At 72.2% G+C, this 15,807-nt stretch carries 16 protein-coding genes and 2 pseudogenes; 9 read left to right on the forward strand and 9 right to left on the reverse strand.

The genetic code is table 11. The features are described from left to right. Positions 1–62: 62 nt before the first annotated feature. Positions 63–1,343: an ABC transporter substrate-binding protein gene (locus tag MTR79_RS17780; RefSeq protein WP_244791229.1), complete on the reverse strand. Its 1,281-nt coding sequence runs from the start codon at positions 1,341–1,343 to the stop codon at positions 63–65. A gap of 423 nt (positions 1,344–1,766) precedes the next feature. Between MTR79_RS17780 and MTR79_RS17785 the strand changes: the two genes are divergently transcribed. The 3 genes and pseudogenes from MTR79_RS17785 to MTR79_RS17795 all read left to right on the forward strand — a co-directional run bounded on the left by MTR79_RS17785 (position 1,767) and on the right by MTR79_RS17795 (position 4,380). Beyond that, on the forward strand, positions 1,767–3,839 hold the full coding sequence (locus tag MTR79_RS17785) for an NPCBM/NEW2 domain-containing protein (protein ID WP_244791231.1): 2,073 nt from the start codon (positions 1,767–1,769) through the stop codon (positions 3,837–3,839). Positions 3,840–3,934: 95 nt separating this feature from the next. Beyond that, positions 3,935–4,066 (forward strand): annotated as a pseudogene (locus MTR79_RS33620) (DUF5959 family protein); the annotation flags it as partial. Continuing rightward, the gene (locus tag MTR79_RS17795; protein WP_244793220.1) at positions 4,027–4,380 is read left to right on the forward strand and encodes a GNAT family N-acetyltransferase; all 354 of its coding nucleotides are present in this window, start codon (positions 4,027–4,029) and stop codon (positions 4,378–4,380) included. The pseudogene MTR79_RS33620 and the gene MTR79_RS17795, both read left to right, overlap by 40 nt. A 29-nt stretch (positions 4,381–4,409) precedes the next feature. On the opposite strand, the gene MTR79_RS17800 is transcribed toward MTR79_RS17795, so the two are convergent. Then, complete coding sequence (locus MTR79_RS17800) at positions 4,410–4,649, reverse strand: twin-arginine translocase TatA/TatE family subunit (protein WP_189364736.1); 240 nt, start codon at positions 4,647–4,649, stop codon at positions 4,410–4,412. Between the two features lie 28 nt (positions 4,650–4,677). Next, positions 4,678–5,253, reverse strand: coding sequence for a TerD family protein (locus tag MTR79_RS17805; RefSeq protein ID WP_048459697.1), 576 nt, complete (start codon positions 5,251–5,253; stop codon positions 4,678–4,680). Between the two features lie 214 nt (positions 5,254–5,467). Here MTR79_RS17805 and MTR79_RS17810 point away from each other — a divergent pair, with 214 nt between their 5' ends. Then, the gene (locus MTR79_RS17810) at positions 5,468–5,857 is read left to right on the forward strand and encodes a BlaI/MecI/CopY family transcriptional regulator (protein WP_102637182.1); all 390 of its coding nucleotides are present in this window, start codon (positions 5,468–5,470) and stop codon (positions 5,855–5,857) included. Positions 5,858–5,863: 6 nt separating this feature from the next. Beyond that, positions 5,864–6,808, forward strand: coding sequence for a M56 family metallopeptidase (locus tag MTR79_RS17815; protein WP_189364735.1), 945 nt, complete (start codon positions 5,864–5,866; stop codon positions 6,806–6,808). A 63-nt stretch (positions 6,809–6,871) separates the two neighbouring features. Here the strand turns inward: MTR79_RS17815 and MTR79_RS17820 are convergent, their stop codons facing one another. The 3 genes from MTR79_RS17820 to MTR79_RS17830 form a co-directional block, all read right to left on the reverse strand. Further along, complete coding sequence (locus MTR79_RS17820; RefSeq protein ID WP_244791233.1) at positions 6,872–7,327, reverse strand: TerB family tellurite resistance protein; 456 nt, start codon at positions 7,325–7,327, stop codon at positions 6,872–6,874. A 122-nt stretch (positions 7,328–7,449) separates the two neighbouring features. Continuing rightward, positions 7,450–8,421 (reverse strand): sporulation protein, encoded by a 972-nt coding sequence (locus MTR79_RS17825; RefSeq protein ID WP_189364733.1) that lies wholly within the window; start codon positions 8,419–8,421, stop codon positions 7,450–7,452. 203 nt (positions 8,422–8,624) lie between these two features. Beyond that, complete coding sequence (locus tag MTR79_RS17830; RefSeq protein WP_244791235.1) at positions 8,625–10,400, reverse strand: MOSC and FAD-binding oxidoreductase domain-containing protein; 1,776 nt, start codon at positions 10,398–10,400, stop codon at positions 8,625–8,627. Between the two features lie 156 nt (positions 10,401–10,556). Here MTR79_RS17830 and MTR79_RS17835 point away from each other — a divergent pair, with 156 nt between their 5' ends. Next, entirely contained in the window at positions 10,557–11,066 is a 510-nt protein-coding gene (locus MTR79_RS17835; protein ID WP_189364731.1) for a DinB family protein, read from the forward strand. A 15-nt stretch (positions 11,067–11,081) separates the two neighbouring features. Here the strand turns inward: MTR79_RS17835 and MTR79_RS17840 are convergent, their stop codons facing one another. Next, positions 11,082–12,473, reverse strand: a complete 1,392-nt coding sequence (locus MTR79_RS17840) for an APC family permease (protein ID WP_244791237.1) — start codon at positions 12,471–12,473, stop codon at positions 11,082–11,084. A 316-nt stretch (positions 12,474–12,789) separates the two neighbouring features. Here MTR79_RS17840 and MTR79_RS17845 point away from each other — a divergent pair, with 316 nt between their 5' ends. Further along, positions 12,790–14,082: an MFS transporter gene (locus tag MTR79_RS17845; protein ID WP_244791239.1), complete on the forward strand. Its 1,293-nt coding sequence runs from the start codon at positions 12,790–12,792 to the stop codon at positions 14,080–14,082. Here the strand turns inward: MTR79_RS17845 and MTR79_RS17850 are convergent. Further along, positions 14,065–14,346: an ATP-binding protein gene (locus tag MTR79_RS17850; protein ID WP_348538704.1), complete on the reverse strand. Its 282-nt coding sequence runs from the start codon at positions 14,344–14,346 to the stop codon at positions 14,065–14,067. The two genes, MTR79_RS17845 and MTR79_RS17850, sit on opposite strands and share 18 nt — an antisense overlap. A 41-nt stretch (positions 14,347–14,387) precedes the next feature. Between MTR79_RS17850 and MTR79_RS17855 the strand changes: the two are divergent. Beyond that, positions 14,388–14,495: pseudogene (locus MTR79_RS17855) on the forward strand (N-acetyltransferase); the annotation flags it as partial. Positions 14,496–14,666: 171 nt separating this feature from the next. Further along, entirely contained in the window at positions 14,667–15,158 is a 492-nt protein-coding gene (locus MTR79_RS17860) for a hemerythrin domain-containing protein (RefSeq protein ID WP_102638380.1), read from the forward strand. Positions 15,159–15,247: 89 nt separating this feature from the next. Here MTR79_RS17860 and MTR79_RS17865 read toward each other — a convergent pair whose 3' ends face one another. Next, complete coding sequence (locus MTR79_RS17865) at positions 15,248–15,721, reverse strand: SRPBCC family protein (protein ID WP_163041508.1); 474 nt, start codon at positions 15,719–15,721, stop codon at positions 15,248–15,250. Positions 15,722–15,807: the final 86 nt, after the last annotated feature.

Consider the following 15,807-nt stretch of genomic DNA (forward strand, 5'->3'; position numbering starts at 1 on the left):
GCCCGCCTCCGGGCGGCGAGGGGGCCGGGGAGGTGCTCTTGGTCGGGGTCAGCACAGCCACGTCAGGCGTTCCAGATCTTCTCGGCGTCGCGCTGCCAGGTGGTGAGAATCGAGCCGATGGACTTGGGTTCGGCGATGAAGCGGGTGAGCGCGTTGTCGGCGGTGGGCTGGAGAGCGTCGCTGGAGTCGCGGTTGAAGAACTGGGTGATCTCGGCGGCCTCCTCGACGTGCCTGCGTCCCTTGAGGACGAGCGGGGTGCCGGCGTCCTTGGCGTCGGGGTGGCAGGGCAGGACGGTGCCGGAGGAGCCCTTGATGTAGATCTCCTGGGCCTCGGCGGTGCCGAGGAAGCGCATCAGGTCGATCACCTCGTCGCGGCGGCCGGTACGGGCGCCGGCGAAGTAGCCGTCGGTAGGCGCCTCTTCGGCGAGCGGGACCTTCGGGTCGACGACGGGGAAGCGGAAGAAGTCGATGTCGTCCAGGGCGTCCTTGGGGGCGGCGTCGGCGAAGAAGGTGCCGATGAGCATCATGGCGCTGCGGCCGTTGAGCATGGAGGTGGAGGCGTCCTGGAAGGCGACGGCGGTGCCGTCCGGGTCGAAGTACGGCAGCACCTCCTGCCAGCGGTCGAAGACCTTGCGCACCTCCGGGTCGTCGAAGCGGTGCCGTCCGGCCAGGAGGTCGCGGTGGTACGCGGCGCCGTTGACGCGGATGTTCAGGTAGTCGAACCAGGCGGAGGCGACCCAGGCGGTGTTGCCGCCGGCGCCGAGTCCGACGGGGGTGACGCCCTTGCTCCTGAGCTTGTCGCACAGGTCGAGGAACTCATCCCAGCTCTTGGGCTCGCTGACGCCCCACTTCGCGAAGTTCGACTTCCGGTAGAACATGCCCCACCAGTAGTAGGTGGTGGGCACGAACACCTTCTTGCCGGAGCTCGCGGTGCACAGGGTGTTCAGCGCCTTGGAGTAGCCGCGCAGTTCGGGAGACGCCCAGACCTCCCCCAGGTCGAGCAGCAGGTTCTTGCGGGCGTAGGCGTCGGCGACGGACCCGGGGTACCAGGTGTAGACGTCCGGCGGGTTGGCGGAGGTGAGGTACGTCGGCAGCTGGGTGCGGAAGGTCTCGGCGGCGACCGTGTTGAGCCGGACCTCGCCCTTCTTGCCGTAGGCGGCGACGAGGTCTTCCATCGCGGCCTTGGCCTGGGGGGCGGACAGGTTTGACTGGAGGGTCACCGCGCCGCCGGAGGAGCTCTTGCCGGAGGAGCCGGAGGTGACGCAGCCGCTGAGCAGGGCCGCCGCGCCGGCGGCGCCGAGCCCGGCGAGGAACCGTCGTCGGCTGGGCTGGTGGTGGGTCATGAGCACTCCCTGGGGATCCGCGCGGCGGGGACCGGCTCCGGTGGGGGCGGGCGCTGGTCGCGGCGCGTACAGGTTCTCGTGGCGAGGGCACCACGTCAAGGATAATTACTAATTAATGAGCGGGTCGCCCGGTCGGCGAGACGCGGAGACAGGGGCGGGGCCGCCGGAGGGACGGGCGGGACGCCGGTGTCACGGCGAAGACTGTGGCGGCGGACGGAGCCACTGTCAAGGATTATTACTAATTAATCTGCGACGGGAGCGGTTCGTCGCGGCGGCAAATCTTAATTTAGTAATTATCGTTGACGCGGGTGGGAGGGGGCTGCAGGATCCCTGGCAACATCCCGCAGGCGCACGTCCGTTGACGGACCATGACGCGACCCCCTGAGCCGGGCGCACGCCTGATCGGACAGCGAAGGATCCGATGTGAAACGACAACTCACCGTACTGCTCGCCCTCCTGACGGCCCTGCTGGTCGTGCAGGCACCTGCCCAGGCAGCTCCCCCGGCCGTCGGCGGCGGGAGCGCACCACCGGTGCTGAGCCCGACGCCGTACATGGGCTGGAACACGTACTACGCGCTCGGCGGCGACCCGACCGACGCGGAGATCAGGTCGATCGCCGACTTCCTGGTCAGCAGCGGTCTGCGCGACGCCGGTTACGAGTACGTGTGGATCGACGGCAACTGGGCGGCGCCGACACCGCGCAGCGGGGCCGGCGACCTGGTCCCCAACCCCGACCAGTTCCCGCACGGACTCGCACCGCTCGTCGACTACATCCATTCCAAGGGTCTCAAGGCCGGTATCTACACCGACGCAGGGCCCTACATCCCGGGCAAGTGCGGGCTCGGCAGCGGCGGTCACTACCAGCGTGACGCGGACCAGTTCGCCGCCTGGGAGTTCGACGCGGTGAAGGTGGACTACCTTTGCGGGATCGCCGCGGACCTCGACCCGAGGACGGTCTTCACCGAGTTCGCGCGGGCGCTGCGGAACAACGCCAGCGGCAGGCCCATGATCTTCAACCTCTGCAACCCGGTGACCTCCCCCGACTGGGGCGACTACCCGGAGGAGCAGCAGTCGACGTACTCCTGGGCCTACGCACCGGGGATCGCGCAGTCCTGGCGGACGTACACGGACGTCGGGTTCGTGGGCGAGATCAAGTTCAAGGACGTGCTGCGCAACTACGACGCGAACGCGCGGCATCCCGAGGTCGCAGGGCCGGGCCGCTTCAACGACCCCGACTACCTCGGTCCTGAACTGGGCATGTCCGACGAGGAGTTCCGTACGCAGATGACGCTCTGGTCGGTGGCGGCGGCGCCGCTGGTGATCGGCAGCGACGTACGGAAGCTGAGCAGGACCTCGCTCGGCATTCTGACCGACCGCGACGTCCTCGCGATCAACCAGGACAAGGCCGCCGTCCAGGCCGTGCGGGTCGGCCCCGCCGGGGCGACGGAGACGTGGGTGAAGCGCCTCGCCGACGGTGACCGTGCGGTGGTGCTGCTGAACCGGGGCGACAGTCCGGCGACGCTGACGACGACGGCCAGGAAGGTCGGGCTGACCGGTGGTCGCTTCACGCTGAAGGACGCGTGGACGGACCGGGTCACGGAGAGCGCGGGGACCATTAGCGCGGCTGTGCCGGCCCACGGTGCCGCTCTGTTGCGGGTCGGGCGGGCGTCGGGCAAGCCGGGCGCACCCCACGTCGTGGCCGGACTTCCGCAGGTGACGGCGGTCGGCGGGGACGCGGTGCCGGCGGGGGTCGCTCCGGTGGCGGCCGGCGGTGACGACGCGCAGGTCGAGGTCACGGTACGGAACGACGGCACGCGGCCGGTCGTCGCACCGCGGCTCGGGCTGGCGGCGCCGGAGGGATGGACGGTGTCAGCTGTCGGTACGGCACCGAGGTCGCTGCTTCCGGGGCGCGCGGCGACCTTCGCCTTCGAAGTGACGTTGGCCGACGGTGCGGCGCCGGGCGATGCCCCGCTGACCGCGAGGACGTCGTACGAGGTGCCGGGCAAGGGGCGCCTCGGGCTGACGACGTCAGCGGCGCTCAGGGTCGCGCCCCCGGCGCCGGACGGTGACGACGTCGTACTGTCGCACCACGACTGGATCAGCGCCACGAGTGGCTGGATGAGCCCGACGGTCGACCGGAGTGTGGGCGGCGGGTCGCCGATCAGCATGCTGGGCCAGGTCCACCCGACCGGTCTCGGGGTCGCCTCACCGTCCACCGTCCGCTACTACCTCGGCGACCGGTGCACCCGGCTGCGGACAACCGTCGGTATCGACGACGCCGTCCGGAACGTCGGCCCGGAGGGCGGCACGTCGACGTTCGAGGTGATCGGGGACGGACGCGTGCTGTTCGACAGCGGCGTGGTGACCCGGGACGCGGTCCGCGAGGCGGATGTGGACGTGACGGGCGTCCGGGTGTTGGACCTGGTGGTCGGGGACGGCGGGGACGGGGGGTACAACGACCGCGCCGACTGGGCGGGGTTGAGCGTGAGCTGCTGAGCGGGGTGTCGTCGCGGCCGCATGTCGATCCGCCCGGTCGCCGGTCGGGGTGCGGCTGCGCGACGCCCTGCCGGCATGCCGGGCCCGCTCTGCAGGTGTCGTCCGCCGACCTGGACGAGTGGGAACGCCGCCTGGACGCCTTGCAGGCCGATGAAGGAGCCGAGTGGCCGGCCGGTGACGGCACCGCCTGGCAGGACGTGGTTCCCGACGACCCCGTCGAGGTGACGGTCCACGACTCCGTCGGCGGGGGCGGCTGGAGCGGCACAGTCTGGGGTGGGTGTGTGCCCGGGACGGTGGCGTGTTGGTCGGGTTCGTCGATGTCGCCTGGGACGGCGGGGCGCACGCCTTCGTGTTGGACACCGTCGTCGCGGAGCGGTGTCGCGGTGGCGGCGTGGGCACCTCGCTCGTCCGTCTCGCCGCCGAGGGGAGCCGTGCGGCCGGATGTCAGTGGCTGCACGTCGACTTCGAGGAGCGCCTGCGGGCGTTCTACGTCGACGCCTGCGGGTTCCGGACGACGGCTGCCGGGCTGATCGCCCTCTGATCGGTCCCGGCAGCCCCGCTCCTCGCCGACTACGGGCGCGTACCGTCCGTCGGCGGGTGCTCCGTGCGGTTCGGGATCGTCTCGCCCTGGATGACCCGCGGAGGCGTGTCCGTCGCCTGCTTCTCCTCCGCCTCCTTCATGGCGCGCGCCTCGGCCTTGAGGATGCGGGCCGACTTGCCCGCGTTGCGCGCCAGTTCGGGACCCTTCTTGGCCAGCACGATCGCGATGACGACGATGAGGATGATGGCCAGTTCGCTCAGTCCGAACATGGTCTCCCGCTCCCTCTGTCTCTCCGGGTCAGACGTTCACGCCGAAATCGGCGGCGATCCCGGCCAGGCCGGAAGCGTAACCCTGGCCTACGGCGCGGAACTTCCATTCGGCGCCGTTGCGGTACAGCTCACCGAAGACCATCGCGGTCTCGGTGGACGCGTCCTCCGAGAGGTCGTAGCGGGCGATCTCCGCGCCGCCGTTCTGGTTGACGATCCGGATGAACGCGTTGCGGACCTGCCCGAAGCTCTGCCCGCGGTTCTCGGCGTCGTGGATGGAGACGGGGAACACGATCCGTCCCACCTCGGCGGGTACGGCCGCGAGGTTCACCTTGACGCTCTCGTCGTCGCCCTCGCCCTCACCGGTGAGGTTGTCGCCGGTGTGCTCCACCGAACCGTCGGGGCTGCGCAGGTTGTTGTAGAAGACGAAGTGCTGGTCCGACAGCACCTTGCCGGAGGCGTCGAGGAGCAGGGCGGACGCGTCGAGGTCGTAGTCGGTGCCGGTGGTCGTACGGACGTCCCAGCCGAGGCCGACCAGGACGGCGGTCAGACCCGGCGCCTCCTTGCTGAGCGAGACGTTGCCGCCCTTGGACAGGGAAACTCCCACGGTGTGCTCCTTCTCGGCGGGTGCGGTCCGGGCCCGCGGCTCGGGTCCGGAGCTACGAATCTACATCACTGTAGAGATCGCGCGGCAGGGCATGGGACCGTACGTTCCGGACCATGGCGGTCCCGCGCCCGTGCGGGGCGCACGGGCGGACGGACCGCGGGCGTCTATACGATGTCCGGGCGGCGAACGCACGGCGGCAGGAGGGAGACAGGACGTGGGCGAGCAGCGGCAGCGTCCCCGGCGGCGGGGGCAAGGTGAGCTGGAGGCTCTGGTCCTGTCGGCACTGCGGGAGGCAGACGGTCCGGCCACCGCCGGCTGGGTGCAGGAGCGCCTGGGCGGCGACCTCGCGTACACCACGGTGATCACCATCCTGACCCGCCTGCTGGCCAAGGGCGCCGTCACGCGCGAGCGGGCCGGGCGGTCGTTCGCCTGGACGTGCGCGCTGGACCAGGCGGGGCTGGCCGCCCGGCGGATGCGCAAGGTGCTGGACTCCGAGACCGACCGCGAGGCCGTACTGGCCAGCTTCGTGACCGGCCTCGGGCCTGACGACGAGCGGCTGCTGCGGGAGCTGCTGCGTCCGACGGGGCACGACGGGGAAGACTGAAGCCTCATGGGGGTCTTCGTCTTTCTGCCACTGGTGCTGCCGCTGACGGCGTGGCCGATCGCGCGCCTGGCCGAGCAGCATCTGCATCCGCGCACCGCGACGCGGCTGCTGACCGGGGTGGCCGCGGTGATGGCGGCGTGCAGCACGCTCTGCCTCGCCCTGGTGATGGTGGTCGGCACGGCCCAGCTGCCCGGCAATCCGCTGCCCGACGGCTGGTCGGACCCGGAGGTGCGGGCGGCGGTGCCGTACGACGAGGTGGTGGGCAAGGCGGCCATCCCGGCGCTGTTCGCCGTGCTGGTGGTGTGCGGCCGGACGTGGTGGCGGCACGCGCGGGTGCGCCGTCGGGCCCATCGGGCGCTGGCGGGGCTGCGGAACACGGAGGTGGCCGTCCTCCCGGACGGAGAGCCGTACGCGTACGCGTTGCCGGGCGGCGGCCGGCAGGACCGTGTGGTGGTCACGACGGGGCTGCTGAAGTGTCTGGAACCGGCCGAGCGGCGGGCGTTGTTCGCCCATGAGCGGGCCCATCTGTCCGCCCGTCACCACCGCTTCCTGCTCACGGTGCGGCTGGCCGCGCAGGCCAATCCGTTCCTGCGTCCGCTGCGTACGGCGGTGTCGTACACGACGGAGCGGTGGGCGGACGAGGACGCCGCGCAGACGGTCGGCAGCCGCCGTACGGTGGCGCGTGCGATCGGCAAGGCGGCGCTGGTGTCGCGGGGCGGCGCGTCCGCCACGCCGGCCGGTCTGGCGGGTCTGGCCGCGGCGGGTCCGGTGCCGCGCCGGGTGGCCGCGCTGCTCGGGCCCGCGCCGGCGGTGCGTGCGTGGCCGTCGCTGTTCACGGCGGTGGGTGTCGCGGCGTGGGGTGCGGCCACGGGGGCCGTTGTGTCGGCGATGTCGTCCGCGAACTCCGCGGTGACGATGGTGCTCATCCTGCACGCGGCGACGCCGTTGTAGAGGACCGGAATGCGCGGAGGGCCGGCACCGTGGCGGTGCCGGCCCTCCGTGCGCCGCGGTCGGTCAGAGGTCGAACTCGTGGGGCGGCAGGTCCAGGGCGTAGCACGCCTCGCGGACCACGGCCCGCTCGTCCTTGTCGAAGTCGCCGTCGGCGCCGCCGATGACGATGCCGATCTGGATCACGGCCCGTGCCTCGGCGGGCTTCTTCTTCGCCTTGGCGATCTCCTGGACGACGCTCACCTTGCCGAAGGCGAAGTCGGTGGTCAGCTTGTTCAGGTTGTCCTCGAAGCGGCGGCGCAGGTCGTCGGCCGGGAAGTTCTGCAGCACCTCGTTGGTGGCGATGAGCTGGGCGACGCGCCGGCGCTCGGCCGGGTCGACGGTGCCGTCGGCGGCGGCGACGAGCGCGCACATCGCCATGCTCGCGTCCCGGAAGGCGCCGCTCTTCAGGTCGTTCTTCTTCGCCATGAGCTGGGTCTGCATCGACGATGCGGACTCCTTGAGGCGGTCCCACAGGGCCATGGAAGCTCCGTACGTGTCGGGCGGGAGCCCGGACGGAAGGGGGTCGTCCGGGCTCCCGGCATTTCTACACTACTGTAGAAGTTATCAGCAGGGGACGGATGCCTCGATCGGGCAGGCCCCGATCAGCCCTCGTCCTCCTCGTCCCCTTCGAAGAAGTCGCCGACCTCGTCGACGACTTCGGCCGCGACCAGGCCGCCGGCGACACCGACGGCGAGGCCCGCGGCGCCCGCCGCGACGGCGGTACCCATACCGGGGCCGCTCCGGTGGTCGCCCCCGTGGTCATGGTGGTCGTGCACGGCGTACGGGCCGGTGTGAACGTGGGCGCCACCGTGGCGTTCGGTCAGCTGACGCACCCAGGCGTCCACTTCGGCGGTCCAGTCGCGGGAGTCGTGGTGGCCGACGGTGAAGCGGGTCAGCGCGTCGTGGCCGCCGGAGAAGAGGCCGCCGCGCTTGTCGGCCTCCAGGACCACCTCTAGGCCGCCCGGGTTCGCCAGGAAGGTCACCTCGATCTCGTTGACCTGATGGGCGTACCGGGGCGCCGGGGTGAGCTCGACCTCCTGGTAGAACGGCAACCGCTGGCCGGTGCCGGCGATGTGGCCGTACTCGAGGTCCGCCGACCTGAAGCCGAAGCCGAGCTGTCCGAACGCCTCGAGGATCGCCTCCTGGACGGGGAGCGGCGCGATACTCAGCTGGTCCAGGTCGCCCTTGTCCCGCGCGCCGGCCACCGCGAGTTCGGTGCGCACGCCGAGGACGACGCCCAGGTGCTGGCCGTGCAGTTCGGTGACCGGCGTCTCCCAGGGCAGCGTGACCGTGAAGGGAACGCTGTGCGGCTGTCCCGCGGCGAGCCGGAACCCGCCGCCGACGGTGAACCGTTCGAAGGCGACGACGCCCTCGCTCTCCCCCTCGGCGTGTTCGGCCTCGACCCGGGCCACCAGCTCCAGGGTGATGTGCTCGATGTCGAAGTCGGTCTGCCCGCCCTCGAGATGGACCTGGCCGGTCAGCGTGCCACCGGGCCGGGACGCACCCGGGTCGAGGACCGTGTCGACCGTGGGGCCGCCCACACCGAGGGATCCGAGCAGTCGTTTGAACACCATGGCGGCGTCCACTCCTTTGTGCGTACGTGCATGCGTCAGGCCCGCCACCCGACGGGCCGTTCTACAGACGCGTAGAAGCATAGGCGCGGTCGGCCCGTGAACGGCGTGATCAGGGGCGGGCTCGCCGGGAACGGCCGAAAACGGGCTCATCGAAGCTCGGGGCGGCGGCGCGTCGGCCACGTGTCATCGGCCGCCGGCGCGTCTCAGAGGTCGAGGATGACGTCCCCGTCGGGCCGCGAGCAGCAGATGAGGGCGGAACTCGCCGGGGGCTGCTCCACGGGTTCCGTGGTGTAGTCGACCACGCCGGACATCAGCGCCGTCTCGCAGGTGCGGCACACCCCCGTGCGGCAGGACCACCTGGTCGGCACGTCGCAGGCCTCGGCCAGCTCGAGGAGGTTGTCATGGTCGCCGTTCCACGTCGCGCTCACCTGGCTGCGGGCGAACTCCACGCGTGGTCCCGGGCCCGAGGACGGCAGGGAGTGCGGGCTCGGGCGCTTCCTGGCCGCGATGCCCGGTGTGGAGCCGGGGGTGGCCCCGAAGATCTCCGTGTGGATGTGGAGGGGGTCGACGCCGTGGTGCTGCAGGGCCTCGGTGACGCCCCGCATGAAGAGATCCGGTCCGCACAGGTACGCCTGGGCGTCGCGGGGAAGACCGAGTTCCGCGACGGACTCGGCGGTCAGCCGGCCGGATGTGGTCCCGGCGTCGAGGCGGTCGTCGGGCTCGGGCCTGCTGTAGAACACGCGGAGCCGAGCGTCGGGCAGCCGGGACAACAGGCCGCGGGCCTCGCCGGCGAAGGCGTGGGTACGCGCGTTCCGCGTCGCGTGCAGCCACCAGACCTGGCGCCGCGCCGCGTCGGCGTCGTCCGCGAGGGCGTACAGCATGGCGAGGAGCGGGGTGACGCCGACCCCGGCGGAGACGAGCACCACCGGGCGGGTGTCCTCCCGCAGGTCCTGAAGGACGAACGCACCCCGGGGCGCCGCCGCCTGGAGGTCGTCGCCGGCCCGGACGCCGGTGTGCAGCCAGGTGCTGGCCCGCCCGTGTTCCTCCCGCTTCACGCTGATCCGGTAGCCGGGGGCGCCGGGCGGTCCGGACAGGGAGTAGGACCGCACCGTCCCCGGTGCGTCGTCCGTCCGCAGGGTCCGCACGGTGAGGTACTGTCCCGGACGCGCGGCGGGCACCGGAGTTCCGTCAGGGTCGGTGAGCCAGAGGGAGCGGACGTCCGGCGTCTCGTCGACGACTCGTTCGACGCGCAGGGGCCGGAATCCGTCCCATGCCGGACGGGTGACCGACACCGGGCTGAGTCCCGCGTTGCCGGCGGCCCCGTCGCCGTCGCCGCGCGCCTGGTCGAGCAGAGCGCGGAACGACGCCTGCCAGCCCGGGCTGAGGGCGTCCACCCGCAGCGCCCGTTCGAGGCGGTCGGCGGGGTGGGGCGGGCGGTAGAGCAGGGCGTCGGTCTCGGCGACGGTCATGCGTTCCGGCCCGTCGGCGACCTTGACGATCTCCTGGCCCGCTTCCACCTCGCCCTCGTCGATCACCCGCAGATAGAAGCCGGGACGGCCGTGCGCGACCAGCAGGGCGGGCAGGCGGGGTTCGCCCAGGCGCATGCCCACGCGGTAGCACGTCACCCGCGGCTGGGTGACCTCGAAGACCGCCGTGCCGATCCGGTAGCGGTCCCCCACGCACACCTCGTCGTCGGCGAGCCCGTCGACGGTGAAGTTCTCGCCGAAGTTGCCGTGGACGAGGTCGTCCCGCCCGAGGTGCGCGGCCCAGTGGCGGTAGGAGTCGGCCTGGTAGACCAGCACGGCCCGCATCTCGCCGCCGTGACCGCGCAGGTCCCCCTGCCCGTCGCCCTCGATGTTGAGGCGACGGACGCGGCGCGGCCCGGAGACCGGGCTCTTGAAGACCCCGGTGTACACCGTCTCGCCCCTCCAGGGCACGTCCCGGGGCAGACCGACGTTCACCGACAGCAGCCGCGCCATCACCGCACCTCTCCGCAGCGGTCGCTACTGAAAAGGCTAGGCCGTCACGCCGGGATCAACGAGGCGAGCGCCGTCCGCCCTCGCGGGACCACGGTCCGGGCGTGCGTCGCATGAGGGCATACTCGTACATCCGTCGACGAGAAGGAGCGGATCGCCGTGACGAGCGACAGCCGGGTCGGACCGCCTCTGTTCGGCGGCGAGCGCGAGACGCTGCGCGCCTGCCTCGACTACCACCGGGCGACGCTCGCCATGAAATGCGAGGGGCTCACCGACGAGGAGTTGCGGAAGCGGTCGATGCCGCCGTCCACGCTGTCGCTGCTCGGGCTGGTGCGGCACATGGCCGAGGTCGAACGCGCCTGGTTCCGCCGGGTCTTCCAGGACAACGACGCGCCCATGGTCTGGTCGGACGAGACCGACTTCCAGGCCGCGTACGACGCCGACGCGTCGACCCGGCAGGAGGCGTTCACGGCGTGGGAGGCGGAGGTGGAGAACTCCCGCCGGGTGGAGCGCGAGGCGTCCTCACTCGACGCGGCCGGGCACCAGCCGAGGTGGGGCGAGGACGTGTCGCTGCGCATGGTGATACTGCACGTGCTGATGGAGTACGCCCGCCACAACGGGCACGCCGACTTCCTGCGCGAGGGTGTAGACGGGACCGTGGGCGCCTGAGGACCGTGGCCCTGGTCAGCCGGGCCGGGACGCGTCCACGTCCGCGCGCCTGCCCTCGCCCTCGTCTGTCCTCCGCGAGCGCCGGGCCACGCTGATGGCCGCCAGCACCGCGCCGGCCGCCACGATCGCCAGACCGCGCAGCCACACCGCGGCCTCGATCTGCGTGGCGAGCAGGACGCACGACGCGATGCCCAGCACCGGCAGGACGACCGGCGTGCGGAAGTGGTCGCCCTCCCCCGGGTCACGGCGCAGTACCAGGACCGCGGTGTTGACCATGAGGAAGACGACGAGGAGCAGCAGGACCAGGGTGGACGCGAGGGTGGCCACGCTGCCGGTGAGGGCGAGGAGCATCGCCAGTCCGGTGGTGACCGCGATGGCCGCCCACGGGGTGCGGCGGCCGGGCAGCACCTTGGTCAGGACGCCCGGCAGCAGTCCGTCCTTCGCCATGCCGTAGGCGAGGCGGGAGGACATGATGCCGGTGAGCAGGGCGCCGTTGGCCACGGCGACGAGCGCGACGGCGCTGAACAGCTTGGGCGGCACACCGCCCGCCTCCTTCACCACCTCCAGCAGCGGCCCGCTCGAGCCGGCCAGCTGGGCGGTCGGCACGGCGGCGGACGCGGCCAGGCCGACCAGCACGTACACGGCGCCGGCGGTGGCGAGGGCGCCGAACAGGGCCCGGGGGTAGGAGCGGCGCGGGTTCCGGGTCTCCTCGGCGACGTTCACCGAGGTCTCGAACCCGACGAAGGAGTAGTACGCCAGGACGGAGCCGCTGAGCACGGCGGCCGCCGCGCCCTTCTCCGGCGTGCCGAGGTCGGTGAGGCGTCCGAGATCGCCGTCTCCGCGCAGCAGCAGCCACGCGCCGAGCACGACGACGACGGCGAGGCCGCCGACCTCGACGACGGTGGCGACGACGTTGGCGCGCGTGGACTCCTTGATGCCGCGCGCGTTCACCAGGGCGAGCAGGGCGAGGAAGACGACGGCGACGAGCGCGACCGGCAGGGTCACGAAGGCCGACAGGTAGTCGCCGCCGAAGCCGCGGGCGAGGGCCGCGACGGAGACGATGCCGGCGGCGAGCATGCAGAAGCCCGCGACGAAGCCGGCGAACGGCCCGAAGGCGCGCGTCGCGTAGTGGGATGCGCCGCCGGCCCGTGGATACTTCGTCGCCAGTTCGGCGTACGAGGCGGCGGTCAGCAGCGCCAGCAGGAGGGCGACGACGAGCGGTACCCACACCGCTCCACCGGCGTCGGCGGCGACCTGTCCGACCAGGACGTACACGCCGGCGCCGAGCACGTCGCCCAGGATGAAGAAGTACAGCAGCGGCGTCGTCAGCGCGCGCTTGAGGGCCTTCGGCTCCTGTGCCGTTCCCCGCGCCCGCGTGCCTGCCTCGTGACCCACTCGTCTTGCCATACCGCACCGTCTCCCCCGTCCCGGCGGAAACACGCTCGCCCGTATGACGGGACGGGGATGGCCCGCGTCACATAATCCGCGGGACGCGGAAGGCGGCTCCGCGCTAGGGTGCCGGGGTCGTCGGACACCCCGTGAGGAGCTGCGCACATGCCCGGTCGCCCGAGCACGCGTTGACGTCGTAGGCCCACTGACTCCGTCATCGCGTGCTGCCTCTGTTGTCGCGGCACGACGAGCTCTTCCCCTCCCCTCGCACCACGGGCGCATCAGCGTGCGCCCGGGCGGCGAGGCCCGTCCCGCGCACCCGCAGGGGTATCCCGTGCCGTCTCCTTCTCCTTCCACCTCCCCTCCCCCGTCGCGACTGTGGCGTGACCGTTCCTTCCGCCGGCTGTGGGCGGGGCAGACCGCCTCGCAGTTCGGTGAGCACACGGCCGTGGTGGTGCTGCCGCTCGTCGCGGTGGTGACCCTGGGCGCCGAAGCCGGCCAGCTGGGGGCGCTGCGGGCCGCGTCCCAGGCTCCGATGCTGCTGCTCTCCCTGTTGGTGGGCGCGTGGGTGGACCGGTGGCGGACCCGCACGGTGATGGTGGCGGCCGACGCGGGCCGGGCCGTCGTGCTATGCGCGGTCGCCGTGGCGGCGTTCACCGGCCGTCTGGACCTGGTGTCGCTCGCGGTCGCGGCCGTCGTGGTGGGGACGCTGTCGGTGTTCTTCGACGTGGCGTACCAGGCGTCCGCGGTGCGGCTGGTGGCGCGCGACGAGCTCGTACGGGCGAACAGCGCGCTGGAGGGCAGCCGTTCCGCGGCCCAGACCGGTGGTCCCGCGCTCGGGGGTGTGCTGGTGTCCCTGCTGTCGGCGCCGGTGGCGGTGGCGTCCGGGGCGGTGTTCTTCGCGGTGTCGTTCCTGTCGGTGCGCGGGATCCGTCGCGCCGAGTCCGTCCCGCGGCGTGCTCCGGGCGGGTCGGGCGTGTGGTCGCGGGTGCGGGACGGGTGGCGGTTCGTGGTGGGGGACGCGGCGCTGCGCGCGGTGTGTGTCGCGTCGGCGGCGTTCCAGTTCGCGTTCTCCGCGGCGACGACCGTGTACCTGCTGTTCCTGCCGCGGGATCTGTCGTTGTCCGGCGCGGGCGTCGGTCTGGTGCTGGCGGCGGTGGGGCCGGGGGCGCTGGTGGGCTCCGTGCTGGCGGCGCGCCTGCCCCGGCGGTTCGGGTACGGGCGTGTGCTGGTCACGGCCGCGGTCGTGGGTGACGGGGTGTGGCTGTGCGTGCCCGCGCTGCACGGTTCCCCCGCGGTCACCGTGCCGGTGCTGTGCGGGGTGGGTCTGGTGTTCGGGGCGGGGGGTCAGCTGGTGAACGTCACGGTCATGGCCGTACGGCAGACGGTGACGCCCGACGGGATGCAGGCGCGGGTGGCCGCGACCGTCACGTGCGTGGGGATGGGGGCGACCCCGCTCGGTTCGCTGCTCGGCGGGCTGCTCGCGGAGGTGTGGGGGACGCGCCCGGCGCTGGCGGTGGCGGCCGTGGGGATGCTGGTGTCGCCGGTGGTGATGGCGGTGTCGCCGCTCGGCCGGCTGGGGCGGGCGCTGCCGCCGGGGAGCGGTGGCTCAGGCGGCGGCCAGTGAGGCGGGCGCCGGGCGTACGGGGACGGACGGCCGGGGCGTGCGGGGGTGGCCCAGGCCGGCCCGGACGACCTTCCCGCCGGAGCCAGGACGGACGCCCCACCGGAGGCGCAGTTCGGCGACGAGGTAGAGGCCCCGTCCGCCCTCGTCCGTGGTGTGCGCGCGGCGCGGGCGCGGTGTGAGGGCGCCCCCGCCGTCGCGGACCTCGTCGGTGGGCTCCCGCCCCCTCAGCGGTACGTGACCGGACCGGACCCCGCCGCGACACACGGGTCGGCAAGGTCACGTGCGGGTCGAGCGGGGAGGGCGCCGTGCAGCTGAGGGATGTCGTGCCGGACGACGTGGACGCGTACGCCCGTATGCGGTGCGATCCGGCGAGGACGGCCGATCTGGGCGGTCCCCTCCCGCGGGAGGGCATGGAGGGGAGGGCCCGGGCGGCCCTTGCGGGCGTCCGCTAGGTCACCGGTCCGTGCACTGGTGACCGGCCGGGCGGCCCGGTGAGGACAGCGGCGGAAATCGGGAGTACTCAGACCGGCGGGACGGGGCATTCGGTAGGCGCCGAGTCCGCTCAACGTAAGGAGTGCAGTCCCATGCCCGAGACATCCGACGTCGTCGAGCTCATCCTCCAGGACCACCGCCGCATGGAGGATCTGTTCCGCCGGATGCGCAGTGTCGAGGACGACCGGGGCGCCGCGCTGCGCGAGTTCTCGGACCTGCTGATCGCGCACGCGCTGGCCGAGGAGTCGAAGGTCTACCCCGCGCTGAAGCGGTACAAGAACATCGAGGACGACGAGGTCGAGCACGGCGAGGAGGAACACGACGAGGGCAACGAGGCCCTGCTGGCGCTGCTGGAGGTGGAGGAGATCGGCGGCGACGAGTGGGACGAGAAGCTGGAGGAGCTCGTCGAGGCCGTCACGCACCACGCCGACGAGGAGGAGCGCACGATCCTCAACGGCGCCCGGGAGAACGTAGCCATGGACCGGCGTGAGGAGCTGGGCAAGGCGTTCTGGGAGGAGCGGGAGCGGCAGCTGAAGTCCGGCTGCGGTTCGGTGGACAACGTCCGCAAGATCGTCGAGTCCTGACGCTCGTCCGTCACGCGTCCGGCCGCACGCCACACGAAAGGCCGGCCCTCCCGCGTCCGCGGGGAGGGCCGGCCTTCGTGCGTTCCGTGTCAGTGGCCGGCGGCCGGGTCCTCCGGGCGGATGCGGCCGTGCCAGCCGCCCCCGCTGCCGCCGTTCTCGACGTACTCCTTGAAGCGGTGCAGGTCCCCCTTGACCCGGCGGTCGATGACGCCCACGGCGTCCGCGCCCTTCTCGGCCATGCCGGTCGGCTCGACGTCCATGGTGAGTTCCACGCGGGTGTGGGTGTCGTCCAGCGGCTCGAACCGCACCGAACCGCGCTGCTGCGTCTCACCACCGACGGTCCGCCAGGTGACCCGGTCGTCGACGAGCTGGTCCACGATCTCGGTGTCGAACTCGCGCTTCACACCGGCGATCTTGGTGGTCCAGTGGTTGTGCCGGTCGTCGAGCTGCGTCACCTCCTCGACGCCCTCCATGAAGCGCGGGAACTCCTCGAACTGCGTCCACTGGTCGTAGGCCCGGCGGACGGGGACGTTCACGTCGACCGTTTCCTTGACCGTGCTCATGGATCCTCCTGCGTTCTGTGCGGTAAGGGCCGGCGTGCCGGGCACGTCGGCCTCCTGTACGGGTCGTCGGGACGGCGGGTACCCGG

It is taken from the genome of Streptomyces sp. BJ20 (assembly GCF_022869105.1).
GTDB lineage: Bacteria > Actinomycetota > Actinomycetes > Streptomycetales > Streptomycetaceae > Streptomyces > Streptomyces griseoincarnatus.

Excerpts from the sequence above, each read along its gene's own strand:
- MTR79_RS17815 (WP_189364735.1), top strand. The coding sequence starts at position 5,864 with ATGGGGGTCTTCGTCTTTCTGCCACTGGTGCTGCCGCTGACGGCGTGG.
- MTR79_RS17865 (WP_163041508.1), bottom strand. The coding sequence starts at position 15,721 with ATGAGCACGGTCAAGGAAACGGTCGACGTGAACGTCCCCGTCCGCCGG.
- MTR79_RS17800 (WP_189364736.1), bottom strand. The coding sequence starts at position 4,649 with ATGTTCGGACTGAGCGAACTGGCCATCATCCTCATCGTCGTCATCGCG.
- MTR79_RS17780 (WP_244791229.1), bottom strand. The coding sequence starts at position 1,343 with ATGACCCACCACCAGCCCAGCCGACGACGGTTCCTCGCCGGGCTCGGC.
- MTR79_RS17840 (WP_244791237.1), bottom strand. The coding sequence starts at position 12,473 with ATGGCAAGACGAGTGGGTCACGAGGCAGGCACGCGGGCGCGGGGAACG.
- MTR79_RS17820 (WP_244791233.1), bottom strand. The coding sequence starts at position 7,327 with ATGGCCCTGTGGGACCGCCTCAAGGAGTCCGCATCGTCGATGCAGACC.
- MTR79_RS17860 (WP_102638380.1), top strand. The coding sequence starts at position 14,667 with ATGCCCGAGACATCCGACGTCGTCGAGCTCATCCTCCAGGACCACCGC.
- MTR79_RS17825 (WP_189364733.1), bottom strand. The coding sequence starts at position 8,421 with ATGGTGTTCAAACGACTGCTCGGATCCCTCGGTGTGGGCGGCCCCACG.
- MTR79_RS17830 (WP_244791235.1), bottom strand. The coding sequence starts at position 10,400 with ATGGCGCGGCTGCTGTCGGTGAACGTCGGTCTGCCCCGGGACGTGCCC.